Origin of the sequence: Actinosynnema sp. NPDC091369 (genome assembly GCF_044757065.1) — a bacterium.
Classification (GTDB): domain Bacteria; phylum Actinomycetota; class Actinomycetes; order Mycobacteriales; family Pseudonocardiaceae; genus Actinosynnema.
This window is the reverse complement of the sequence record NZ_JBIVUG010000016.1, coordinates 31855-55845: the sequence shown is the minus strand read 5'-3', so window position 1 is coordinate 55845 and position 23991 is coordinate 31855. Positions and strand designations below refer to the sequence as shown.

The window sequence follows — 23991 nt, the reverse complement described above, 5'->3', positions numbered from 1 at the left end:
AGAGTGTTCCTCGAAACCCCGACGCCACCGTCTGGGTCAGCCGGTCGGCTGCGACGGGGCGGTTCGAGGGTCGGCTCGGGCATACGTCCAGCACTGTTCCCCACCGCGCTTGTGATCGGCTTGGCGTGGACTTCTCGCCCACCAACGGTTTCCGGCGCGGGCACGCGATTCGCCGAGCGTCGGCGCGGTGCGGGCGGACGCCGCCGCGGGGCGGGAGCGGGTGGGCGGCCGGCCGGCCGGGGCGTCGCGCCAAGCCGGCGCCAACCCGTCGCACAGTCCCGGCCAAGTCCGGGTGTCGATGCTAGTGCGGGCAGCGGCGCATGCGGTCCACGGCGGCGACACCTCGGCGTGCCCCCGTGCCCCGCCGACCGGTGCGGGCCCGAGTGTCGTCGAACACCCGGAAGGAGCAAGTCTGGATGAAGGGGTCCATGATCCACAGAGCGTGGAAGCGCGGTTTCTACCCCGGCATCTTGCCGGACGTGGCCGCGGCCAGGAACGGTTCGACGCTGCTCACCCTCGACCACGACCTGGACGTGCTGCCCGAGGCCGGCCGGCGGATGACCGTGTCCGAGCTCGTCGGCCACGTGGACGACCTGGCGGGCAGGCTGTGGGCGGCCGGCGTCCGGCCCGCCGAGCACGTCGCGGTCTACAAGACCGCCAACTTCGACGCCTGGGTGCTGGCCACCGCCGCGTCGCGGATCGGCGCGGTGCCGGTGATGCTGTCGCCCGCCCTGAAGGGCCCGACCGTCGCCGCCCTGCTCGACCGGCTGGACCGGCCGCACCTGCTCACCGACGTGCCCAAGCTCGACGCCATGGCCGACGTGCCGCTGGACGGGCGCACCTCGACCGTGCTGATCGTGGCCGGGAGCAGGCCGGGCGCGGTGTCGCTGGCCGAGCTCGCCGGCTCGCCGAGGGTCCGGCCGGTGTTCCGGGTGCCCGAGGAACCCGCGATGATCACCCACACGTCCGGCACCACCGGCGTGCCCAAGCTCGTCGTGCACACGCCGCAGACCATGAAGCTGCGGCTGCGGCCGCAGCGGTGGCTGCTGGCGCTGATGAAGAACCGCGAGACCGTCGCGATCCACATCCCGTTCGTGCACTCGCGGATGTTCGCCGCGATGGCCCTGGCGCTGGTGCGGGCGATGCCGGTGGTGCTCATCAGGCAGTCCGACCCGGACGAGGTCACCGAGGTGCTCCGGCAGTACCGGCCCGGCTTCCTGGAGGTGCTGCCCAACTCGCTGATGGACTGGGAGGACCTCGCCGAGGACCCGCGCAAGCCGTTCGCGTCCATCAAGTACTTCAGCACCACGTTCGACGCGATCCACCCCAGGACGATCAGCAGGCTGCTCAAGTCCTCCGAGCGGCGGTCGCCGCTGTTCTTCCAGATCTACGGCCAGAGCGAGGTGGGCCCCGCCGTCGGCCGGCCCTACTTCCCCGGCTCGGCGCACCGGGCGGACGGGCGCTGCGTCGGCTACGCCATGCCCGGCTGCGCGCGGGTGCGCGTGGTGAGCCGCAACGGCAAGCGGCCGTCCAAGGACAACCCCGGCTTCATCGAGGTCAGCTGGAAGGCCGTGGCCCAGACCTACCACGGCGAGCAGGACCGGTTCGACGAGAACCTCAACGGCAAGTGGTGGCGCACCGGTGACGTCGGCTACCGCACCAAGTTCGGCTGCCTGCACATGCTCGACCGCGAGGTGGACATGATCGCCGGCGTGCAGAGCAGCCTGGAGGTCGAGGACGTCGTGCTCGGCCGGATGCCCGAGCTGAGCGAGCTCGTCGTGGTGACCGGTCCGAAGGGCGAGGCCATCCCGGTCATCTGCACCACCGAGGACCAGCCGCTCGACCTCGACCGCTGGCGGGCGGCCGTCGCGGGCTTCCCCCAGCTGGCCGACCCGATCCAGATCCCGCGCGCCGAGCTGCCGCGCACCGCGACGCTCAAGGTGCAGCGGATCGAGTTGTCCCGCCGCTTGCAGGAGCAGCTGGAGAAGCGGGCGTGAACCGCGGCCGGCCCGACGCGGCGAACTTTCGCGACCGTAACCAACCGAGGGGATCAGCCCGATGACACCGGACGCAACGCTTGCCCGACTTCGTGACTACATGGTGGGGCCCGCCAGGTTCATGAACCTGGTGTCCTGCTTCGAACTCGGCATCGTCGACGCGATCCGCGAGCAGCCCGGCGCCACCGCCGCCGACCTGGGCAAGGTGGTCGGCGCCAAGCCCGACGCGGTGGAGCAGCTGCTGCACCTGCCGGTCAAGGAGGGCTTCATCGCCTTCGACGGCGACACCGGCGGCTACTCCCTCGACGGCCTCGCCGGCGTCGCCGCGCCCGACCTCAACCGGGCGCTGGCCTACATGAACCTGATCAAGGTCGTGTCGTTGCGGCAGCTGTACTACCTGACGGAGAGCGTGCGGACCGGCACGGTCGCGGGCCTCAAGGAGCTGTACGGCTTCGAGGGCACCCTGTACGGGGCCGTGGCCGAGCACCGCGACCTGCGCGACGCCTGGTCGACGCTGATGGACAAGGTGACCGAGCGCATCGACCCGTGGTTCTTCGAGAACGTCGACATCCCGGCGGGCGCGCAGGTGCTCGACCTGGCCGGCAACACGGGCCTGGGCGCGATCCACACCTACCGGCACAAGGCTTCGCCCGGCCTGCGCGTCACGACGTTCGACCTGCCCGAGAAGGAGCAGGAGGCCCTGGAGAACTTCCGGGCCAACGGCGTGGCCGAGCACTGCACGTTCATCGGCGGCAACGTCTTCGACAGCATCCCCGAGGGCTACGACGTGGTGCTCATCAAGCACTTCCTGGACATGTTCGACCAGGACGACGTGTTCCGGATCCTCGACGGCGTGCACAAGTCGCTCAACGTCGGCGGCCAGGTGCACGTGATGGTGCCGGTGTACCCGGAGGACATCAAGGACACCGACAACTACAACGTCGACTTCTTCCCGTCGTTCTTCCTCGGCGCCACCATGGGCCAGGGCGGGCCGCAGAAGCTGTCGACCTACCGGCGGTGGCTGGAGGAGCGCGGGTTCACGGTGACCAAGGCGATCGCCAAGAGCCCGGCCGACATCCCGCCGGACGTCATCCCGATCCCGGGCGTCCTGTCGGCGACGAAGACCGCCTGACCCCCACGCCGCCGCGGCCGTCCACTCCCGTGCGGAGTGGACGGCCGCGGTCGCATCGGCCCACGTGCCGCGACGGCCGTCTCTCCGGTGCCGGCAGGACGACGCCGGTCACATCGGCCCACACGCCACGGCGGCCGTCCCCTCCGGTGTCGGAAGGGACGGCCGCCGTCGTCTCGGGGTCGGAACCGCGTCAGCGGGCGAAGATCAGGGTCGCCGGGGACGAGGTGGGCTGGAAGGTGATGTCCTCGAAGCCCGCCTTGGTCAGCCAGTCGTGGTAGTCGGCCCGCCGCCAGGTGCCGCCCTGCTTGCTCTTGAGCAGCATCTCCGAGGCGAACAGCAGCGCGAACGGCGGACCGCCGCGGTCGTCGTCGACCACGTAGTCGTTCACCACCAACGTGCCGCCGGGCTTGAGGGCGTCACGCAACCGGGTAAAGGTCGCGATGTTGTCCTCCGGACCCTCCTGGTGCGCGATGTGGGAGTACACCGCCACGTCGTAGGCGGCGGTGCCGAAGTCGGTGGTGTGCAGGTCGCCGTCGACGCAGGTGAACCGGTCGGCCACGCCCCGCTCGGCCAGCAGCCGGCGGGCGATCGCGTTGATCGGGCCCCAGTCGAGCTGGGTCGCGCGGGCGGCCGGGTTGAGCGAGAGCCAGATGGCCGAGTAGACGCCCGAGCCGCCGCCGACATCAAGGATGGAGATCTCGCCCGCGTCGGCCAGCCGCAGCGCGTCGGCCGCGATCGTCGCCACCGGCACGGACTGCGCGGCGATGGCCGTGACCACCTTCTCCCAGTGCGGGTTGTCGGCCACCTCCACCGTCGCGTCGGCCACCGGCCCGCCGGCCCGCACCACCTCGGGCAGCGACGCCATCGCGCCCATGTGCCCCAGCTTGAGCTTGGCGAACTCGCTCAGCCCCGCCGGCTTGCCCTCCACCAGGAACTCGGACGCGTCGTCGGTGTTGCGGTAGCGACCGTCGCGCAGCTCGACCAGCTCCAGGCTGACGAGCCCGTCGAGGAGCGTCTGCGCGCCGCGCTCGGAGATCCCGGCCCGCGCGGCCAGCAGCTCCGGGGTGTCCGAGCCACCGTCGAGGTGGGTGAACACCGAGTGGCTCGCCGCCGCGCCGAGGATGCCGGTGGCCCAGTAGCCGTTGATGAGCCGCATGATGCGATCCGGCGTCGGTCGGGTGTCGTGCATGTGCCCTCCTGGGTCCTGTGCGGGTGCGCGCGCGGGGTTCGGAGCGTGTCCGAGCGAATCCCACCCCGATGCCACCCGGGCGGCCCGCGGCGCGGTCGGCTGGGCACCGCCGCCACGGCGCGCGTCACGGGATGGGCTCGGGCATACGCCCAGTACCGTCGCCCATCCCGCTTGCCGGCGACTTGTGGTCGACTTGGCGCGCCGCGGCGGAGCCGGCCGGTGCGCCGGTGGTCGCCGCGGCGGCGGTGCCCCGGAGTCCGCGGTCGGGACTAGGAGGCGGCGCGACCGGCCTTCAGCGCCGCCGCGGTCTCGGCCACGCGCCGGGCCTGGTACCGCACCGCCTGCAGCGCCACGTCGTTGGGCGCCTCCGCGCCGCCCGCGTGGGACGCGCCGTAGGGGTTGCCCGACTGGAACTGGATCGGGTCGGTGTAGCCGGGGGGCACGATGATGCCGCCCCAGTGGTAGAAGGTGTTCGACAGCGCCAGGATGGTCGACTCCTGGCCGCCGTGCGCGGTGTTGGACGCGGTGAACGCCGAGTACACCTTGTCCGCGAGCTTGCCCGCGAACCACAGCGGACCGGTGGTGTCGATGAACGCCCGGAGCTGGCTGCTGGGGTTGCCGAACCGGGTCGGGGTGCCGAACAGCACCGCGTCGGCCCACTCCAGGTCGTCGTGGCTCACCGGGACGACGTCGGCGGACTCCTCGATGTGCTTGCCCCACGCCGGGTTGGCGGCGATCGCCTGCTCGGGCGCGGTCTCGGCGACCTTGCGCACGCGCACCTGGGCGCCGGCCTTCTCCGCGCCCTCGGCGGCGGCGTGCGCCAAGGCGTGTACGGTGCCGGTGGCGCTGTAGTAGATGATGGCGACGTTCACGGATTCCATGATCGGTTCGTGTTCCTTCGGGTTGATCGTGTGGGCGTTGCCGGAGCGCACGGCCGTACGGACGAGGACGGGAGGCGCCCGTCCCGGCCCGGTGAGCCGGTCTCCACCACTACGACGACGCGAGCCCTCGCTTTGTGAGGTGACGCGCGCCACTCGGTGCGTTGCCTCAGACTGGCGGGAGGCGACCGAGGGGGTTGACGACACCATGAGCACCGAGCACGAGCCGGACCAGCGGGAAGACGACCGGCTCGACCCCGGCTTGAGCGCGATCATGAGCGAGCGGCGGCTGCTGCTCAACCTCGCGTACCGGCTCCTCGGCTCCCTGGCCGACGCCGAGGACGTCGTGCAGGAGACCTACGCCCGCTGGTACGCGATGTCCCGGTCCGAGCAGGACGCCATCGACTCCCCCGGCGCCTGGCTGACCAGGGTGGCCAGCCGCATCTGCCTGGACCAGCTCCGCTCGGCGCGGGCCCGGCGGGAGCGCTACGTCGGCGAGTGGATCCCGGAGCCGCTGCCCGACCACACGGAGTGGGTCGGCGGCCGGTCCGGCGGCGCGACCGGCGACCCGGCCGACCGGGTCACCCTCGACGAGTCGATCAACATGGCGCTGCTGGTCGTGCTGGACGCGATGACGCCGGCCGAGCGGGTGGCGTTCATCCTGCACGACGTGTTCCGCTACCCGTTCAGCGAGGTGGCCGAGATCGTCGGCCGCACGCCCGCGGCCTGCCGCCAGCTCGCCACGTCCGCCCGCCGCCGGGTGCGGGCCGCGCAGGCGCCCGGCGCGGTGACGGTCCGGCACGCCGAGGTGGTCCGCGACTTCAAGCAGGCGTGGGAGGCCAAGGACATCGACGCCCTCATCGGCCTGCTGGACCCCGAGGTCGTGACGATCGCCGACGGCGGCGGCCTGGCCAGCGCCGAGCCGCGGCCCGTCCGGGGCGGCGAGCGGGTCGCGGCCTACTTCGTGGATTTGGTCGACCGGGTGCCCGGCCTGACCGTCCTGGAGCGCACGGTCAACGGCCAGCCCGGTCTGGTGACCCAGCACGACGGCGTCACGGTGACCGTCCTGGCGTTCGATGTCGCGGGCGAGGTGATCAAGCACATCTGGGCGGTGCGCAACCCGGAGAAGCTGCGGCCCTGGCCGGGAGCCGCCAAGCCGGCGCCAAGCCGCTGACCAGTCCTGCCCAAGTCCGGTGGCCGATGCTGCGACCCGAGTGCTGCGGCGGTGGATACAACGGACTCTAAGGATTGTGTTTGATGACGCCTGAAGCCACGCTCGCGAAGTTCCGCGACTACATGGTGGGACCCGCGCGCTTCGCGAACCTGTTGTCCTGCTTCGAGCTCGGCCTGATCGACGCGCTGCGGGACAAGCCCGGGGCGAGCGCGGTCGAGCTGGGCGATGCGGTCGGCGCCAAACCGGACCACGTGGAACAGCTCCTGCACCTGCCCGTCAAGGAGGGCTTCCTGGCCTACGACGCGGCGACGGGCGGCTACTCCCTCGACGCGCTCGCCGACCTGCCGAAGGCCGACCTGGACCGGGTGCTCGTCTTCATGGACCTGGTCAAGGTCACCATGCTCCGGCAGCTGTACTACCTGTCCGAGAGCGTGAAGGCGGGCACGGTCGTCGGCCTGAAGGAGTTCTACGGCTACGACGGCAACCTGTTCGGCGCCGTGGCCGAGCACAAGGACCTGCGCGAGTCGTGGGCCACCGCGATGGACGCGGGCACCGCCCGGGTGGACCCGTGGTTCTTCGAGAACGTGGACGTGCCGGCCGGCGCGCGGGTGCTCGACCTGGCCGGCAACACGGGCCTCGGCGCGATCAACACCTACCGGCTCAAGTCCTCCCCCGGGCTGACGGTGACGACGTTCGACCTGCCGGAGAAGGAGCAGGAGGCCCTGGAGAACTTCAAGGCCAACGGCGTGGCCGAGCACTGCTCGTTCATCGGCGGCGACGTCTTCCAGGAGGTGCCGCCGGGCTTCGACATCGTGCTGATCCGGCACTTCCTGACGCTGTGGGACCGCAGCGAGGTGCTCAAGATCCTGCACAACGTCAACAAGTCGCTCGACGTCGGCGGTCAGGTCAGCGTGCTGGTCCCGGTCTACCAGGACAACGTGCGCGACCACGACTCCCGCTCGGTCGACTTCTACCCGGCGTTCTTCCTCGGCTGCGCCATGGGCCAGGGCGGGCCGCAGAAGCTGTCGACGTGGAGCGGCTGGCTGGAGGAGTGCGGCTTCGAGATGACCCAGGTGGTCGTCGAGGACCCGGCCGCCATCCCGGCGGACGCGCTGCCGCTCCAGGCCGTGCTGTCCGCGCGCAAGATCGCCTGACCGCGCCGCCCCCGCCGCGCCGCGGGCGGCGCGGCGGGGGCGGACGTGGGGACATCCGCTCCTCACATCTCACCGGCCTGCCTCGTCGGAGATGTGTCACCAACAGCACCACCAACGGAGGAGCACACCGTGGAAGCTCGCCTGGACCTCTTCGGCAACCAGGTCGCGGTCAAGGTCCTGAAGTACATCACCTCGGCGCACCACGTGGTCGCGAAGTCGAAGCTGCCCGACGCGACCGCGGAGCTGATGCGGCTGCGCGCCAGCCAGATCAACGGCTGCGCGTTCTGCGTCGACATGCACACCAAGGAAGCGCTGCACGCCGGGGAGACGCCGGTGCGCCTGAGCCTGGTCGCGGCCTGGCGGGAGGCCACGGTGTTCACCGAGGCCGAGCGGGCCGCGCTGGAGCTCGCGGAGGAGGGCACCCGCATCGCCGACGCGGCCGGTGGCGTCCCGGACGAGGTGTGGGCCCGGGTCGTGAAGCACTACGACGAGGAAGAGCAGGCCGCCATGGTGGCGCTCATCGCCATCATCAACGCCTTCAACCGCATCAACGTGATCAGCCAGCTGCCCCACGCGGGCGACTACCACGCCGGCCAGGTGCTCCTCTGACGACGGGGAGCGCCCGGCCGGGACCGCCGGTGCCGTCCCATCGGCGACCGCACGACTCACCACCGGCGGACTCGACGTCCGCGACGGGAAGCAGAGGTTTGGAACAATGAAGTTCGGTGTGTTCTCCATGAACTCCGACGAGGGCCTCGACCCGCTCGAACTCGCCCGCGAGGCCGAGGGGCTCGGCATCGAGTCGGCGTTCGTGCCCGACCACAGCCACGTGCCGGTGCGGCGCTCGATCCGCTTCGGCGCGGGCAACGAGCAGACCGTCAACATCGCCGAGCGCAAGGACCTCAGCGAGGGGTTCGAGGAAGCGGGCAGCGACATGCCCCGCGACTTCTACCGCAACCGCGAGCAGTTCGTGACGCTGACCGCGATGGCCGCGGTCACGTCGACCCTGCGGATCGGCACCGGGATCTGCCTGGTGGTGCAGCGGGACCCGATCTGGCTGGCCAAGCAGGTCGCCACCCTCGACCGGCTGTCGAACGGGCGGATGATCTTCGGCGTCGGCATCGGCTCGCCGTGGAACCACGAGGAGATCCGCAACCACGGCGTCGAGTACCGCAAGCGGGTGTCGGTCATGGCCGAGCGGATGGAGGCCATGCGGCGGATCTGGACGGAGGAGAAGGCCGAGTACCACGGCAAGTACGTCGACTTCGACCCGATCTACTCGTGGCCGAAGCCGGTGCAGCAGCCCGCCCCGCCGGTGTTCGTCGGCGGTGACGGCCCCACGGTGCTCGACCGGGTGCTGGCCTTCGGCGACGGGTGGATGCCCGGTCACCACGCCGACCCCGGCCTGTTCAAGGCACGGGTCGCCGAGCTGCGGGAGCGCGCCGCCGCGGCCGGTCGCGGTGACATGGAGGTCACCGTCTTCCTCGCCCACCTCGACAAGCTGGACGACTACCACGAGGCGGGCGTGGACCGCATCGTGGTCATGCTCCCGACCGGTGTGGAGCGCAAGTTCCTCAAGGACGTCGCGGACGCGATGTACAGCTCCAACTCCTGATCGCGCTCCACTGTCGACGTTCGACGTCGGGCCCCGCCGGGTGACGCCCCGGCGGGGCCCGACGAGCGTGTGGCGCAGGTCACGAGCGCGTGCTGTCACAGGATGCGGCTCACCGGTGCCTTCATGCCGTCCCTTCGCGACGGCAGAACGGAAGACATCGTGCGCAAGATCTGGTTCGTCACCGGTTCCTCGCGCGGCCTGGGCCGCGAGTTCGTCCGGGCCGCCCTGTCCCGCGGCGACAAGGTGGCCGCGACCGCCCGCAGCACGGCGGGCTTCGCCGACCTGGTCGCCACCCACGGCGAGGCGGTGCTCCCCATCGAGCTGGACGTGACCGACAAGGCCGCCGTCTTCGCGGGCGTGCGACGGGCGGTCGAGCACTTCGGCCGGCTCGACGTGGTGGTGAACAACGCGGGCTACGCCCAGGTGGGCGCGGTGGAGGAACTGAGCGAGCAGGAGCTGCGCGACCAGGTGGAGACCAACCTGTTCGGCGCGGTGTGGGTGGTCCAGGCCGCGCTGCCTTACCTGCGCGCGCAGGGCTCGGGCCACGTCGTCCAGCTGTCGTCGGCCGCCGGACTGATCGCGATGCCGCTCGGCGGCGCGTACCACATGTCCAAGTGGGCTCTCGAAGGCTTCAACGAGGCCCTGGCCCTCGAGGTCGCCGAATTCGGCATCAAGGTGACCGTGGTCGAGCCCGGCGGCTTCGCCACCCGCGACGGCAAGAACCCGAACCCCCTGGACAACGGGCACATGGCCGAGCTGAACCCGGCCTACGACGGCCTGCGCGCGCGGCTGGCCGGTGCCGTGGCGAACCAGCCCGCCGGCGACCCGGCCGCCGCCGCCCGCGCCCTGCTCGAACTGGTGGACCTGGACGAGCCGCCCCTGCGGGTCCTGTTCGGCACGGGCTTCTACCCGATGATCCGGCAGGCTTACGAGGCCCGCCTGGCCACGTGGGACGAGTGGCAGGACCTCTCGGCCCGCGCCCAGGGCAGCCCCGACCGGCCGACCGACGCCTGACGCGCGCGAACCCGGGCCACCCGCCGGAGAGCTGGACGACCGTCACCACGCCCCCGGCTCACGATGCACCCCTTACGGGTGTGCCACCGCGAAGAGGGTCAGAGAAGACCCCGGCGGTACGCGGCCACCAATCGTCGCGGCACGGTCAGCTTGCGGCCGTCGAGCGTGGTGACCGGGACCAGGTCGGGCACTTCCGCCTTCCACTGGGCCCGGCGGTGGCGGGTGTTGCTGCGCGAGGTCTTGCGCTTGGGCACGGCCATCAGCGGGACCTCTTCCCGTAGCGGCGGTTGAACTTCTCCACCCGGCCGGCGGTGTCGACCAGGCGCTGCGTGCCGGTCCAGAACGGGTGCGAGTCCGCGGTGATGTCGACGGTGATGAGCGGGTAGGTGTTGCCGTCCTCCCACTCGACGGTCTTGCCCGACGTGGCCGTGGACCGGGTGAGGAACGCCTTCCCCGTCGACAGGTCCTGGAAGACCACCGGGTGGTAGTCGGGGTGGATGCCCTGCTTCACAGCTCCTCCATCTGGTCGTGCCGCTCGACGACCGCACCCATGTTAACGGAAACGATTGTCATTTCATACCGCTGGGCCGGGTGACGGAACGCACTCCCGGCCGGGAACACCGGGCCCGGCCGGACCGTTGTGACGAGTGGTCGGTGCGGTCCGTGTCCCCGGGCCTCACCAAGCGCCTTCGCGGAACACCGTTCGGCTGGAGCCGCGTCGAGCCACTCGCCGAGAGGCGACCGCCGCGCCGACCCCCCTACCGGCCTCCGGCCGCCGCCCCTCCCCCCGGCGCGGCCGGAGGCTGCCCGCGTTCCGGTTCGGACGGACCGCAACGGGTATGCCCCACGGCATGCGCACCGTGGCGGACGTGGTGAAGCGACGTCGACCGGACCGGTTCGAGCACGAGGTCACCGGCGCCGTCCACGCCGGCGTGCTGGGCGCGGTCGGCGCGCCGGACGTGGTGTGCGTGCACGGCCTGGGCTGCTCCCACCGCTACTTCCTGCCGCTGGCCCGGCGGCTCGCACCCCACGCGCGGGTGGCCGCGCCCGACCTGCCGGGCTTCGGCCGCACACCCGGACCGGCCGAGCCGCTGGACGTGCGCGGCCTCTCCCTCGCGCTGGCCGACTGGCTGCGGGCGACCGGGCGCAGCGGGGCGCTGCTGGTGGCCAACTCGGGCGGCTGCCAGGTGGTGGTGGACCTGGCCGCGCACTCCCCCGACCTGCTCGGCCCGGTCGTCCTCATCAGCCCCACGATGGACCGGCACGCCCGCTCGGCGGCGCGGCAGCTCGCGCGGCTCGCGGCCGACGTCCCGCGGGAACGGCCGACGCTGCCCTTCGTCGTCGGCCTGGACTACCTGACCTGCGGGCCGCGCCGGATCGCCGCGACGTTCCGCCACCTCCTGGACGACCCCGTCGAGCACAAGCTGCGGCACGTCCGCACACCGACCGTCGTCACCCGCGGCAGCCGCGACCCGATCGTGTCGCACGAGTGGGCCGCCGAGGTGGCCGCCGCGCTGCCGCACGGCCGGCTGGTCGAGGTGCCCGGCGCGGGGCACGCCCTGAACTACTCCGCCGCCGACGCCCTCGCCGGTCTGGTCCTCCCCCTGCTGCCCCACCACCGGCCGAACGCCTCGCCGACAACCGGGTGACGACCCGGTTGTGGTCGTGCCGGCCGCGCCGTACCGTCAAGGGTGTCCAGCCGCACGACCACCCAGCGTGGAGCGACGAATCGGGTTGAGCAGTAGCTCGGTTGTTGGTTCTCGTACCAGCCCGAGGAGTGCCCGATGGGCGAGTTCGGCAGCGACACCACCCCCACCACCACCCGGGTCCACCACCACCGCGGCGTCGCCGTGGTCGAGGTCGTCGGTGAGATCGACATGGCCTGCGACCGGCCGATCCGGGCGGCCGTCACCGACCAGCTGGACCGGCGGCCCGCCGCCCTCGTCCTCGACCTGACCAGGGTCGACTTCTTCGGCTCGACCGGCATCCAACTGGTGGTCGAGGCGGTGGTGAAGGCCGCGGACCGCGGCGTGGCGCTGGCCCTGGCGACCGACCGGCGTGCCGTCCTGCGCCCCCTGGAGATCACCGACGTGCACCACATGGTGACCATTCACCCCACCGTCGAGGACGCCCTGGCGTCCGTGCGGGTCGACGACCTGTCGACGCCCCACCGGTAGCCGAGGGGCCGCCCACCGCGCCCACCCCACGAAGGCGCGGTGCTCAGGCGGCCACCGGGTGCCGACCGTACGCGGGCGAGGACGGCCCCGGTGTCGGGTGAACGCCCTACAGCGGGGTGTCGGACCGGTTGAGCTCGGCGAGCGTCACGAGCCCGTCGTCCAGCGCCCGGCTCACCAGCTCGCTCTTGGTCCGCGCCGTCCGCCCCACGTTGGCGTACTTCACCCGGACGCGGGCGATGTGCGTGTCGACGGTCTTCACCGTGATGTTGAGCTTGGCCGCGACGAGTTCCTTGGACGACGACGTGAACCAGGCCCGCAGCACCTCCGCCTCGCGCGGCGACAGCCGCGGCCGGTCGGGGGCGTCGTCGGCCGCGAGCGCGCCGGACAGCGACGGCGCGGTGTACGGCAGGCCCCGCGCGGCGGCGCGGATGGCGGGGATCAGGTGGTCCAGGCCCTCGCGCTTGGTCAGGTAGGCCAGCGCGCCGAGGTCCACGCACTTGAGCGCGGTGGCCGCGTCCGCGTGCTGGGAGTACACGACGACGCGGCGGCCGTTGTCGACCAGCCTGCGCAGCGCGGCGAAGTCCGGCCGGCCGGGCACCAGCTCCAGGTCGAAGATCACCACGTCGGCGGCGGCGCCGGGCCCGGTCCACACGGCGGCGAGCCTGGCCTCCGCGTCGACCAGCCGGATCGGCGGCACGGCCTGCTCGCACCAGTAGCGGACGCCAGCGGTGATCGCCGCGTGGTCGTCCACGATCACCGCCGTGATCACGTCCTCGGCTGCCACGTGGCCTCCACCCAGGTCGTCGTGCCGTGCCCGATCAGCTCGACCCGCACGCCGGGCGTCGCCGGGCTCGGCGGCACGACCTCGGCGCAGTCCGCGACGACGTTGACCGACACCAGCCCGTCGTCGCCGACCACCGTGACCCTCGCCCACGACCCGGCCGTGGCCAGCGCGGTGAGCGCGGCGTCGGTCAGGTCGCGCCGGACGGCGACGGGCGGCGTCGGCCAGTGGCCGCGCGCCTCCAGCTCCACCACCACGCCCTTGCGGTCGGCGATGTCGGCGCAGTGGCGCAGCTCGTGCAGCAACGGGTTGGTCACCACGTCGGTCTCGGCGCACAGCCGCCGCACCCGCGCCGCCTCGATCGCGCTGCGCCGCCGGACCTCGGCGTCCTCCGGGCTGAGCGAGCCGTCCGCGAGCCCCGCCAGCAGCGGGATCGTGCCCGCGGACAACTCGGCGAACCGCTGCTGCCTGCGCCGGTGGGACTCGGCCGCGACGGCGTCCGCGGTCCGCGCCCGTTCGACCGCGGCGCGGGCGGTGGCCGCCTCCGCGCCGAGCCGGTGCAGCACGGAGGCGACGACCGCCACGCACAGCGGGAAGCCGATCACGGTGACCGAGCCCGTCGCGAGCCGGGCCAGGTCGCCCTTGTCCACGTCGGCGACCAGCAGCAGGTTCACCAGGGCGATCGCCTCGTGGGCCGACAGGAACACCACCACCGTCCACAGCGGACGTTCCAGCAGCACGACGAGGCCGACCCAGTTGGCCGCGCCGAACGCCCAGTCCACCGCGGACGCGGTGCTCCCCTCCGGCAGCGTCACGGTGGCCAGCGCGAACGCCAGGAGCACCGCCGCGACGGCGGGCGGGCCCAGCCGCCCCCACGGCCGGCGCCGGGCCAGCAGCACGGCGTCCGCCGCGATCACGGCCGCCAGCACCGCGAACGCCGCCGCCTGCGCGAGCGGCAGGTCGTGGGACTCCCAGCGGCGCACCAGGTTGCTCAAGCCCAACCCGCCCACGACCACCGCGCTGACCAACGAGGTCGCCACGCGCAGGCCGAACAGCAGGTGCGCCCGCGCCTGGTGGCCGACGACGTCACCCGTCCCCATCACGCCACTCCAACCGGACGACGGTGCCCGCGCCGACGGTGGACCGGACCGTCGCCGTGCCGCCGATGCGGCGCAGCCGGCCGTGCACCGACTCCCGCAGCCCGCGCCGCGTGGCGGGCACGGCGTCGGGCGAGAAACCCCGGCCGCGGTCGGCGATGTCGAGCGTGGGCCGCCGCTCGTCGCCGCCGAGCCGGACGGACGCCCGCGAGGTGCCCGCGTGCCGCCGCACGTTGTTCAGCGCTTCGCGGGTCGCGTCGGCGAACGCCGCCGCCACGGCGGACGGCAGCACGAGCCGCTCGGGGGCGTCGAGCTCGACGTCCAGGTGCACGGCTTCCACCTCGGCGTGCAGCAGCGGTACCAGGTCGGTGTGCCGGGTACCGCCGGCGCCGCCGGAGCGCAGCCGGTCCAGGTCCCGGCGCGCCTGTGCGGCCAGCCAGGCGCTGTCCGCGCGCACCTGCCCGCTGCCGACCATCAGCAGCGTCGCGGCGGCGGTGTCGTGCAGCGACGCCGCGAACTCCCGCTCCTCGGCGCGCACGGCCGCGGCCACCGCCGAGTCCCGTCGTGCCCGCGCCGCCTCGGCGGCCACTCGGTCGACCCGTTCGGCGGCCCGCCGCACGAGCAGCCACGCCGCCCGGGACAGCGCGGTCGCCACCAGCACCCACGCCTGCGAGATGACCGCGTCGCCGTCCGCACTCCCCGTCGTGGTGACGACGAGCAGCGCGCCGTCGACCACCAGGGCCGCGGCGATGCCCGCCGGCAGCGAGGTGTGCCACTGGTAGGTCACGCAGGCGAACGTGACGAGGAGCCTGAGCCAGCCGACGTTCCTGTGGTCGACCGCGTCGGTCGGGTACGCGCTGAGGACCACGCCGAGCAGCACCACCACGTCCACCGCGACCGGCGCGGCGCCGGACGTCCTCGGCAGCCACCACGCGTACGCGCCGGTCCACACCGCGGCGACCCCGACCGCGACCGAGGTCAGCACCCAGTGCTCCGGTACCACCCTGAGCAGCGCGATGGCGCCGATGGGCAGCAGCGTCAGCAGCCGCACCAGCACCGCGTACCGCCGGCCGAACCGCCGCAGCACCAGCTCAGCCTGCCCCGGCACGCCCCACCTCGCCTCGCACCCGCCCCCACGTACTCGTGCGGAAGGGCACGTTACCGGCTCCCCGGCCCGAAACGGACATGCGGGCGGTTCCCGGGTAAGCGCTTCACGTCCACTCGCAGGTCGGGACCTCACCCCAGCGGATCGTCGCGGTCACGGCGTCGGGCAGCTCCAGCACGACCCGGTCCTCCTCCACGCGCACGGCGGGTGTGGGCGGGTCGTCGTCCGTCACGCCGAGGTGCACGAGGCCGACGTAGACCGCCGTTCCGCCGGGGTGCCGGTCGGCCATCGCGAACGGTGTGGCCGAGTGCTCGCCGAACGCGTTGACGCCCTCCCCTGTCACCACGCCCACGTGCGCATAGCCGTGCAGGGCCCGCACGGCGCTGGTCAGCCCGTCCGACCGCCGGGCCAGCGCCAGGCCGCCCCCGGCCCGCACGTCCGGCGGTGACGGCGCGGCCAGGGCGTGGCCGCCGTCGCGCACCCGGCGGCCGGCCGGTGCCGTGACGCGGTGGACGCGGGCCTCCGCCGCGCCGTGCACCACCGAGGCCGTCACCACGTGCACGTCGCCGTCCCGGTAGGCCGAGGCGGCGAAGCGGTCCGCGACGGCCAGCGGCTCGATGCGCCGCCGGGCCGACTCCGTGCCGTCCGGTGCGAGGACGACGAGCTGGTTGTCCACCCCGCCGTGATCCGGCCCGGTGTGGCTGGTGTAGCCGAACCTCAGGTAGTGCGGGTCCGGCACGCCGTCCGCGGGCTGGACCCGGTCGCGGTCGCTGCCGTGGTTGACCAGCCGCACGACGCCGTCGGCCCGGGTGGCGTGCAGCAGCCAGCCGGGCGCGGGCATCGCCACGGCCTGGTCCGCCAGGTCGACGGGCGCGGGCTCCTCGGTCGCCGTCCACGCCGGGTGGTCGGGCGGCAGCAGCAGGCCGAGGAACGCCTTGCTCGCCCAGTACGGCGACCCCGGCCCCGAGTAGTCCTGCACGACCGGCGGGAACGGGTCGTACCAGCCCAGGGTCAGCAGCCCCCGCCGGTCCGGCGCGCCGCGCCGGGCGAAGTGGCGCAGCACGCCGCTGGCGATCCGCCGGGTGCGGCCGGGCGGCAGGGGTGACGCGCCGGTCAGCGCGCCCAACCACAGCGGCGCGACCGCGGCGAACCGGTAGGTCAGGGACCGCCCTTGGTGCACCGGACCGCCGTCGGCGGCGAAGAAGTGCTGGTACTGCTCCAGGAAACGGCCCAGCCGCGCCGCGTAGCGCTCCTGGCGGGCCGTGTCGCCCGCCATCCTGGCCCACAGCGACGGGTACAGGTGCATCGCCCAGCCGCAGTAGTGGTCGAAGTTCTTGCCCTTGCCGTCGGAGTACCAGCCGTCACCGACGTGCCAGTCCTCGATCCGCGCGAGCCCGCTCTCGATCTCGCCCGGCTCGTGCGGCCCGCCCACCTGTGCCAGGAACTGCTCCACGACCACCCGGAACAGCACCCAGTTGTTGTCCGGCGTGCGCTTGCCGACGAACCCGGCCAGCCACGCCACCACCCGGTCCTGCTCGGCCGGCGACAACCGGTCGAACAGCCACGGTCGCGTCTCGTGCAGCGCCAGCGCCACCGAGGCCGACTCCACGAGCTGCTGGGACATGTCCGCCAGGGCGGGCCACGCGTGCGGGTGGGCCGGATCGGTCCCGGCGACCAGGCCCCGCGCGTACCGCTCCAGGAGCGCGGGCGGCACGTCGCCGCCCGCGCCCGCGATCCGGAACGCGGCGAGCAGGAACGTCCGGGCGAAGCCCTCCAGCCCGTCGCTCGCCACCCCCGCCCGGCTCGGCCGGCCCGGCAGCCGGTACTGGGCGAAGCCGGGCGTCGCGTACGGCTCCACGGACGCCAGCAGGTGGTCCGCCGCGGCCTCCCAGTGCGCCCTGGTCCAGCCGGTCTGCGGGGACCGCCGCGGGTCGGGCGGCGGGAACGCGGGGTGGTCCACCACGGGGTTCTCCTCCGGTACCGGTGCTACGACGGGAGGTGGTCGCCGACGAGGGCCAGGCACTGGATGGCGGCCAGGCCGTACTGGGCGGAGGCGTTGACCGAGGCGAAGGCCGCTTCGTCGACCGGTTTGAGCACGGCCGGGCCCTCCACCCGCGTCGACGTGAACGCCAACGCCTTCGGGTAGCCCGCGTGGCCGGTGTCGAACTCCTTCCAGGCCCGCGCGGCCAGGGCGGTGTCACCGAGCCGGGCGGCGGCGTAGGCGGTGAGCCGGGAGTGCGCCTGGCGCAGGTTGAGGCTGCCCCACGACTGCCCGGTCTCGGCCTGCTGCTCGGCGGCGGTGCCGTTGTAGAGGCGGCAGTACTGCAACCAGGCCCGCTCGAACGCCTCGTCCCCGGTCAGGTCGATCAGCTCGCTGCACACCTCGACCAGGCCGAACACCGACCCGAGCGAGCCGACGCTGACGGCGGGTCCGGCGGGTGCGAACTCACCGCTGTCGAGGTCGTACAGGCCGTTGCCCTGCGCGAAGCCGTTGGGCATCGCGGCGATGGTGCGCATGCCGTTGAGGAGCTTCTCGCGCGCGACCGGGTCGCCGCCGCGCTCCCACTCGGTCAGCCACGCCAGCGCCAGGCCGCTCCAGTCGGTGCCGGTGCCGACGCTGAGCGCGTGCGGGTCCGGCTCGTAGGGCCCGGTGCGGATCTTGCGGATCGGGTCGAGCGCCAGGAACGTCCGGTCGGCGTCCACGAGGTCGCGCATCAGGTCGCCGATGCGCTCGTCGGCGGTGAGGAAGTACAGGAACCTGCGGTAGCCCGCGTTGCTGATGCGCAGCTGCTTGGCGCTGTCGGCCCAGTGCTGCACGCCGTGCCGCGTGCCCAGGTCGCGCCACTTGCCGAGGTGGTAGACGTCGACCTCGCCGGTGTGGCGGGTCATGGCCTCGGCGAAGCGGAACACCTCGGCCTTCCCGGTGCGCAGGTAGTGGTACCAGAGCCACAGGTCGGTGGACAGCTCGGAGTTGTCCCAGGCGTAGCCGCCGACGTCGTAGCGCCAGACGTGCCGGTCCGGGTCGTAGCTGTGCATGATGTCGCCGTAGTCCCAGAAGCCGTACCAGGACCGCTGGTCGACCTGCGCGCTGTGGTAGGTGAACAGGAAGTCCAGGCGGTCCTCGATGCGCGCCTTGGCCGGGGTCGAGCGGTCGACCGGCGACCAGTCGCCGAACACGCCCGCCGCGTGCAGGTGCGCCGGTGCGGCGACCACCAGCGGCGGTGTGCGCACCGCGTCGGTCAGCTCCGCGAACCGCTCGGCGGGCGGGGTCGCGTCCAGCGCCCAGAACACCAGCTCCGTCGTGCGGGCGATGCCGTACGGCGTGCCGAAACCCGGCTCGTAGTCCTCGTAGGTGATCTCCAGGCCCTCCAGCTGCTCGGCGTAGGTGTCCTGGCCCAGGCCGTCGTGGTAGAAGCGCAGGTCCATCGGCCCGGCGTCGGGCGACCACAGCCACACCGTGACCTCGGCCGCGTCGCCGGCCGCGCCGCGGACGTCGAGCTGACCGGGGTGCAGCTGCCAGAAGTTGCGCATGCCGAACGCGAACCCGCCGGCCGGGCCGCCGACGTACCCGAGCCCGCCCGCCCGCGTGCCCGCGTCGACCGGGATCCAGCCGTGGCCCGCCCCGGTGCGCTTGCGGATCTGGAAGCCGTCGGCGGTGAGCTGGCGCAGCGAGTAGTCGCCGAAGGTCGGGATCAGGTGCAGGCGGGAGCTGACGCGCGTGTCCCAGGTCGCCACGGGTGGGGTGGCCTTCCCGGCGACCTGCGCCTGGCGGACCGCCGCTCCGGGGTCGCGGCGCAGGCCGGTGATGCCGCGCACCGCCTCGGACAGCACGCCGTCGCCCGTGCCGGCGAAGCGCACGTGCCGGTTGTGCGGCTCGTCGCGCATCGGCACCTCGAACCGGATGCCCAGGCCGCGGATGAAGTCCTTCTTCTCGTCGCCGTCGTACACGAAGCTGTGCACCGCGCGGACGCCGTCGCTGCCGGCGTAGAAGTACAGCCGGACGGTGAACGGCAACCAGGTCCGGTCGCCGTGCCGGTGCCCGCCCTCGACCTTGACCACGGCGCGGACCGGCCCGGACTGCTCGACGGTCACCTTCTCCACCCGGCCGGTGAACTGCTCCGCCTTCGCCGCGCCGCCCTCGTCGTCGCCCGCCTCGCCCTGCCGCAGGCACACCAGCCGGCCGCGGCGCGCGATCTCGCGGTCGCCCCGGAACAGGGCGCGCACGAGCTGGTCGCCCTTCTTCGGCAGCACGCACCGGATGACGCCCGTGCTCACCTCCACCTCGTTCCGGCCGTCCACGACCGACACGGCGGCGGCCGGCGCGGCGGGCGTGCCCCCGGTGAGCACGTACTGCTCGGCCGGCGGCACGTCGGCGCCGATGGCGTGCGCGGTCCACTTGAGCGATCCGTCGGGCCAGAACGCGGTCGCCCACGACTGCACGGGCACCGGCTGCCCGGCCCCGGTGCGCAGGGCGAACGCCTGTTCCTCCGGCACGGTGCCCTTCGGCCACGGCACGCCCCAGGTGGACCCGGCGGCCAGTTGCCCCGGCGCACCGCCCTCCAGCCACGTCAGCGGTACGCCGTCGGCGAGCCGGCCGCTCGCCGGGGCCGCCCGGGTGGCCGCGACGGGGTGCGCGCGGGCTTCGCCGGTCAGAGGGCCGAGCTGTCCGGCGGTGGCGCCGACCGCCGCCGCGCCGAGCAGGAGGTTACGTCGGGAGATCGTCGCCATGAAGGGCTCCACTCGAGTGGGCGTTGCTCCGGGGAGACGGCGGGTTGTGCAACCGTTTACTGCGGCCAGATCGCAACATGAGCAGGAAATCTTGTCAAGGGAGCAAGCAGTCGGCGGTATACGGTTACATCCAGCACTCGCCAACGGCCGCCCGCAGGGCGGGCGTGGGGTCGAACCGGCGCGCGCAAGGCAATTTGACAGCACGGCGGACACCCGGAAACATCGCGTGTAAGCGATTACGCACGGGTTTCAGCGGTAAGGGGAGGCGGGATGGTCCGGCGCGCGGCGTCCGACAGCGAGGGACCGCGGCCGACGACGATCCGCGACGTGGCCGCGCACGCCGGCGTGTCCGTCGCCACCGTGTCCCGGATCCTGTCCGGCAACTACCCCAGCGCTCCTGCCACCCGCACCAGGGTCCTGCGGGCGGTCCGCGAGCTCGACTACGTCGCCAACGCCAACGCGCGCGGGCTGGCGGGCGCGAGCAGCCGCAGCGTCGCCATCATCGTCAACTCGGTCGTCTCGCCGCACTACGCCCACGTCGCGCAGGGCGTGCAGACCCAGGCCGCGGTCGAGGGCAAGCTGTGCATCGTCGGCACCACCGGCGGCGACGCCGAGCGCGAGCTGGCCACCGTGCAGCTCATGCGCCAGGAGCACGCCGAGTGCGTCGTCCTGGTCGGCAACGTCGTGGCCGACGAGGCGTACCGCGAGCGCATGGTCGAGTACGCCCGCGCGCTGGCGCTGGCCGGCTCGCAGCTCGTGCTGTGCGGCCGCCCGGCGCTCGGCCCGGACGTGCCCGCCCTCGTCGTGGAGTACGACAACACCGGCGGCGCGCACGCGATCACCAGCCACCTGCTGTCGGCGGGCCACCGCCGCATCCTGTTCCTCGGCCGGCGGGACGGCTACAGCACGCAGGAGAGCCGCATCGCCGGGTACCGCAAGGCCCTGGCCGACCACCACGTGCCGCACGACCCGGGGCTGGAGGTCGAGGGCAGCATGGAGCGGCGCGAGGGCCACCGGATGATCAGCGAGCGGCTCGCCGCCGGGCCGCCCGACTTCACCGCCGTCTTCGCGGGCAACGACCTCATCGCCGCGGGCGCGCGCCAGGCGCTGCGCGAGCACGGGCTGCGCATCCCCGACGACATCTCCCTGGTCGGCTTCGACGACCTGCCGCCGGCCGCCGACATCGACCTCACCACCGTCCACGTGCCGCACGAGGAGCTCGGCCGCACCGCCGTGCGCATGGCGCTGCAACGGGCGCGCGACAAGTCGGGCGCGCCCGAGCACGTCATGCTCGGCACCCACATCGTCATCCGCGACTCGGTCCGGCCCCTGATCCACACCGAGCCGCCGGTCCGGTGAGCCGCCCGGCTGCCCGGGAGCGCGGACAGCGCCGAAGGTCGGCGGGACCTGCCACGACTCCCCCGACAACGCTCGTGCAGCTGCCGGACCTGTCGGGCACTTCACCGTGCCGCGGGAGGACGTCGGCTTCACCGTGACCGCGCCGTCGGGTGGGCCGGGGTGGCGGACGGGGTGTCAGTCGCGGATCTCGCAGACGACGTCGCCGCCCGAGATCGTCGCGCCCACGAGCGCCGCCAGCCCGGTGACCGTCCCCGCGCGGTGGGCGTGCAGCGGTTGTTCCATCTTCATCGCCTCCAGCACGGCGATCAGGTCGCCCTCGGCCCATTCTCGAACCGCCACGGCATGCGCGGCCCGAGCAGCGCGTTGGTCGCCGAGCAGGCGGGCGGGCTGGACGCGATCGGGCACGCCCGGCGCACGGTCCGCCGCGGCACGCCGCTCGTGGTCACCGGTGGAGTCGACTCGGCGTTCGACCCGTGGGGCTGGCTGTCGCACCTGTCCAGCGGTCGCGTCAGCACCGCCACCGACCCGGGCCGCGCCTACCTGCCGTTCGACGCGGACGCGCGCGGGTACGTGCCGGGTGAGGGCGGGGCCATGCTGGTGCTGGAACGGGACAGCGCGGCCCGCGACCGGGGCGCGCACCGCGTCTACGGCGAGATCGCCGGGTACGCCGCCACGTTCGACCCGCCGCCGGGCTCCCCGCGCCCGCCGGGGCTGCGCCGCGCCGCCGAGCTGGCGCTGGTGGACGCCGGGCTGACCCCGGCCGACGTGGACGTGGTGTTCGCCGACGCCGCCGGTGTGCCGGAGCTCGACCGCGTCGAAGCCGACGCGATCACCGCCGTCTTCGGCCCGCGCGGCGTCCCGGTCACCGCGCCCAAGCGCCTGACCGGCCGGTTCGACGTGCTGCCGTGCCTGGCCACGTCGTTCGCCGACGACCCGCGCGACGCCACGGACGCGTTGCGCGGGCAGTACGCCTACCTCCTGGGCATCGGCGACCCCGAGCACGACTTCTGCTGCAAGATGGCCGTGCAGCTCGGGTTCGGGCAGGCGGTCGCCGACCTGCACGGCCACCTCCGCGCCGGTGACCGCGCCGCGGCGGCCACCTGCCTGCCGTTCGAGTTCATCGACGCGACATCGCTGGTCGGCCCGGTCGACCGGGTGGCGGGCCGGGTGGCGGCGGGCCGCCTGGACATCATCCGGCGGGCGGCACTCGCCCTGGAGCGCTCCGGGCGGGGATGACCGACGCGGCGAGGACGAGCGCGACCAGGGCCGCGCTCGTCCACAGTGGACCGGTGGGTCCGGTGCCGAGGGTGGTCGCGGCGAGCAGCGGTCCGAGGGTAGCGCCGACGTTGAGCGCGGCGGTCGCGTACGAGCCGGCCATGGTCGGCGCGCCGGCACCCTCGTGGAGGACGCGGGCGATCAGCGTGCCGCCCAGCGCGAACGACAGCGCTCCCTGCGCGAACACGAGGACGAGCAGGGCGACCGGTTGCTCCGCGGCGACGGCCAGGGCGACCCAGCCGGCGGCCAGCAGCGGACCACCGGCCGCGACCACCAGGCCGGGCCGCCGGTCGGCCGCGCGCCCGGCGATCGTGACGCCGAGGAACGAACCGACGCCGAACAGCACCAGCACGACGGGGACCCACAGCTCCCCCAGCCCGGCGGTGCCGGTCACGACGGGGGCCAGGAAGGTGAAGCCGGCGAAGGTGGCGGCGTTCACCAGCGCCCCGAGCACCATGACCCGGACCAGCCGGGGCCGCCTGAGCTGCGCCAGCTCCTCGCGCAGGGCCGGGCCCGCGGCCCGTTCCCCGGCGCGCGGCGGGACCCCTTTCAGGATGCCGATGGCGGCGGGCAGGCAGAGGGCGGCGACGGCCCAGAACGTGGCGCGCCACCCGAGCAGCGCACCGAGCACCGCCCCGCCGGGGACGCCGGCGATCGTGGCCACCGTCGTCCCCGACAGCAGCACGGCGAGCGCCCGCCCCTTCCGGTCGGCTGGGACCAGCGCGGCGGTGGTCGTCAGCGCCACGGCGAGGAACCCGGCGTTCGCGAGCGCCGCGACCACCCTGGTCACCACCAGGACGGGGAAGCTCGACGTCGTCGCGCCCACGACGTGCGCGGCCAGGAACGCGAGGACGAACCCGAGCAGGCTGAGCCGTCCGGGCCGGTCGCGGGCGAGCGCCGCCATCAGCGGCGCGCCGACCACCATCCCGACCGCGAAGGCCGACGTGAGCGAGCCGGCCGCCCCGACGGTCACGTCGAGGTCCGCGGCGAGGTCCGGCAGGAGGCCGGCGAGCATGAACTCCGAGGTGCCCATGGCGAACACGGCCAGGGCGAGCAGGTACAGCGCGAGAGGCATCGAGTGGGCTCCGAGGTGGGAGAAGCACGAGAAGGGCCTTCTCGGCACCGCGGTCAGCGCCCGAAGCGCACACCCGTCCGGCCGTCGCGGTGCGACGGAACCGGTGTCTTCAGTGGTGCAGGGGGCTGACGGCGTGACCGAAAGCCCCCACCGTGTCCGCCTCGGGACTCGACATGGCCCCCACTCTAGCCGCCGGTCGTCGGAACGGCCCGCGGCGCCGTGGGCGGACCGTGCGGGTCGA

General features: G+C 73.4%; 22 protein-coding genes. 11 read left to right on the top strand and 11 right to left on the bottom strand.

The features are described from left to right. The first annotated feature begins 428 nt into the window (after positions 1 to 428). Together ACIQMJ_RS36360 and ACIQMJ_RS36355 are read left to right on the top strand one after the other, a co-directional pair. On the top strand, positions 429 to 1997 hold the full coding sequence (locus ACIQMJ_RS36360) for a class I adenylate-forming enzyme family protein (protein WP_499765552.1): 1569 nt from the start codon (positions 429 to 431) through the stop codon (positions 1995 to 1997). Between the two features lie 61 nt (positions 1998 to 2058). Next, positions 2059 to 3129 carry a methyltransferase gene (locus ACIQMJ_RS36355; RefSeq protein WP_499765551.1) on the top strand — a complete coding sequence of 357 codons (1071 nt, stop codon included), beginning with the start codon at positions 2059 to 2061 and terminating at the stop codon, positions 3127 to 3129. A 190-nt stretch (positions 3130 to 3319) separates the two neighbouring features. Here ACIQMJ_RS36355 and ACIQMJ_RS36350 read toward each other — a convergent pair whose 3' ends face one another. Then, entirely contained in the window at positions 3320 to 4318 is a 999-nt protein-coding gene (locus ACIQMJ_RS36350) for a class I SAM-dependent methyltransferase (protein WP_499765550.1), read from the bottom strand. 269 nt (positions 4319 to 4587) lie between these two features. Next, positions 4588 to 5199, bottom strand: coding sequence for an NAD(P)H:quinone oxidoreductase (gene wrbA / locus ACIQMJ_RS36345; RefSeq protein WP_499765549.1), 612 nt, complete (start codon positions 5197 to 5199; stop codon positions 4588 to 4590). A gap of 205 nt (positions 5200 to 5404) precedes the next feature. On the opposite strand from wrbA, the gene sigJ reads away from it, so the two are divergent. The 5 genes from sigJ (at position 5405) to ACIQMJ_RS36320 (ending at position 10153) form a co-directional block, all read left to right on the top strand. Further along, positions 5405 to 6370, top strand: a complete 966-nt coding sequence (gene sigJ / locus ACIQMJ_RS36340) for an RNA polymerase sigma factor SigJ (RefSeq protein WP_499765548.1) — start codon at positions 5405 to 5407, stop codon at positions 6368 to 6370. An 83-nt stretch (positions 6371 to 6453) separates the two neighbouring features. Continuing rightward, positions 6454 to 7524 (top strand): methyltransferase, encoded by a 1071-nt coding sequence (locus tag ACIQMJ_RS36335; protein WP_499765547.1) that lies wholly within the window; start codon positions 6454 to 6456, stop codon positions 7522 to 7524. 129 nt (positions 7525 to 7653) lie between these two features. Continuing rightward, entirely contained in the window at positions 7654 to 8133 is a 480-nt protein-coding gene (locus tag ACIQMJ_RS36330; protein WP_499765546.1) for a carboxymuconolactone decarboxylase family protein, read from the top strand. A 106-nt stretch (positions 8134 to 8239) separates the two neighbouring features. After that, positions 8240 to 9139: an LLM class F420-dependent oxidoreductase gene (locus ACIQMJ_RS36325; RefSeq protein ID WP_499765545.1), complete on the top strand. Its 900-nt coding sequence runs from the start codon at positions 8240 to 8242 to the stop codon at positions 9137 to 9139. Between the two features lie 159 nt (positions 9140 to 9298). After that, positions 9299 to 10153 carry an SDR family NAD(P)-dependent oxidoreductase gene (locus ACIQMJ_RS36320; RefSeq protein ID WP_499765544.1) on the top strand — a complete coding sequence of 285 codons (855 nt, stop codon included), beginning with the start codon at positions 9299 to 9301 and terminating at the stop codon, positions 10151 to 10153. A gap of 98 nt (positions 10154 to 10251) precedes the next feature. Here ACIQMJ_RS36320 and rpmF read toward each other — a convergent pair whose 3' ends face one another. Both rpmF and ACIQMJ_RS36310 read right to left on the bottom strand, forming a co-directional pair. Next, on the bottom strand, positions 10252 to 10413 hold the full coding sequence (rpmF, locus tag ACIQMJ_RS36315) for a 50S ribosomal protein L32 (RefSeq protein WP_499765543.1): 162 nt from the start codon (positions 10411 to 10413) through the stop codon (positions 10252 to 10254). Continuing rightward, positions 10413 to 10664, bottom strand: a complete 252-nt coding sequence (locus ACIQMJ_RS36310; protein WP_499765542.1) for a type B 50S ribosomal protein L31 — start codon at positions 10662 to 10664, stop codon at positions 10413 to 10415. Before ACIQMJ_RS36310 ends, rpmF begins: the two co-directional genes overlap by 1 nt. Before the next feature lie 340 nt (positions 10665 to 11004). Here ACIQMJ_RS36310 and ACIQMJ_RS36305 point away from each other — a divergent pair, with 340 nt between their 5' ends. Then, a complete protein-coding gene (locus ACIQMJ_RS36305) occupies positions 11005 to 11802 on the top strand; it encodes an alpha/beta fold hydrolase (RefSeq protein ID WP_499765541.1) in 798 nt (265 codons plus the stop codon). 135 nt (positions 11803 to 11937) lie between these two features. After that, a complete protein-coding gene (locus ACIQMJ_RS36300; RefSeq protein ID WP_499765540.1) occupies positions 11938 to 12330 on the top strand; it encodes an STAS domain-containing protein in 393 nt (130 codons plus the stop codon). A 106-nt stretch (positions 12331 to 12436) separates the two neighbouring features. Here ACIQMJ_RS36300 and ACIQMJ_RS36295 read toward each other — a convergent pair whose 3' ends face one another. The 5 genes from ACIQMJ_RS36295 to ACIQMJ_RS36275 form a co-directional block, all read right to left on the bottom strand. Further along, positions 12437 to 13114 carry a response regulator gene (locus ACIQMJ_RS36295; protein WP_499765539.1) on the bottom strand — a complete coding sequence of 226 codons (678 nt, stop codon included), beginning with the start codon at positions 13112 to 13114 and terminating at the stop codon, positions 12437 to 12439. Further along, positions 13096 to 14211, bottom strand: a complete 1116-nt coding sequence (locus ACIQMJ_RS36290; protein ID WP_499765538.1) for a hypothetical protein — start codon at positions 14209 to 14211, stop codon at positions 13096 to 13098. The genes ACIQMJ_RS36295 and ACIQMJ_RS36290 overlap by 19 nt, the downstream gene beginning before the upstream one ends. Beyond that, complete coding sequence (locus ACIQMJ_RS36285; RefSeq protein ID WP_499765537.1) at positions 14198 to 15316, bottom strand: sensor histidine kinase; 1119 nt, start codon at positions 15314 to 15316, stop codon at positions 14198 to 14200. The genes ACIQMJ_RS36290 and ACIQMJ_RS36285 overlap by 14 nt, the downstream gene beginning before the upstream one ends. 103 nt (positions 15317 to 15419) lie before the next feature. Next, positions 15420 to 17276, bottom strand: coding sequence for a DUF2264 domain-containing protein (locus ACIQMJ_RS36280; RefSeq protein ID WP_499765536.1), 1857 nt, complete (start codon positions 17274 to 17276; stop codon positions 15420 to 15422). 23 nt (positions 17277 to 17299) lie between these two features. Next, positions 17300 to 20041 (bottom strand): exo-rhamnogalacturonan lyase family protein, encoded by a 2742-nt coding sequence (locus tag ACIQMJ_RS36275; RefSeq protein ID WP_499765535.1) that lies wholly within the window; start codon positions 20039 to 20041, stop codon positions 17300 to 17302. 270 nt (positions 20042 to 20311) lie between these two features. On the opposite strand from ACIQMJ_RS36275, the gene ACIQMJ_RS36270 reads away from it, so the two are divergent. After that, on the top strand, positions 20312 to 21400 hold the full coding sequence (locus tag ACIQMJ_RS36270) for a LacI family DNA-binding transcriptional regulator (protein ID WP_499765534.1): 1089 nt from the start codon (positions 20312 to 20314) through the stop codon (positions 21398 to 21400). Between the two features lie 174 nt (positions 21401 to 21574). Here ACIQMJ_RS36270 and ACIQMJ_RS36265 read toward each other — a convergent pair whose 3' ends face one another. Next, the gene (locus tag ACIQMJ_RS36265) at positions 21575 to 21739 is read right to left on the bottom strand and encodes an acyl-CoA carboxylase biotin carboxyl carrier protein subunit (RefSeq protein ID WP_499765533.1); all 165 of its coding nucleotides are present in this window, start codon (positions 21737 to 21739) and stop codon (positions 21575 to 21577) included. A 3-nt stretch (positions 21740 to 21742) separates the two neighbouring features. On the opposite strand from ACIQMJ_RS36265, the gene ACIQMJ_RS36260 reads away from it, so the two are divergent. Continuing rightward, the gene (locus ACIQMJ_RS36260) at positions 21743 to 22636 is read left to right on the top strand and encodes a beta-ketoacyl synthase N-terminal-like domain-containing protein (protein ID WP_499765532.1); all 894 of its coding nucleotides are present in this window, start codon (positions 21743 to 21745) and stop codon (positions 22634 to 22636) included. Here the strand turns inward: ACIQMJ_RS36260 and ACIQMJ_RS36255 are convergent. Beyond that, positions 22590 to 23750, bottom strand: a complete 1161-nt coding sequence (locus ACIQMJ_RS36255) for a Cmx/CmrA family chloramphenicol efflux MFS transporter (protein WP_499765531.1) — start codon at positions 23748 to 23750, stop codon at positions 22590 to 22592. The two genes, ACIQMJ_RS36260 and ACIQMJ_RS36255, sit on opposite strands and share 47 nt — an antisense overlap. Positions 23751 to 23991: the final 241 nt, after the last annotated feature.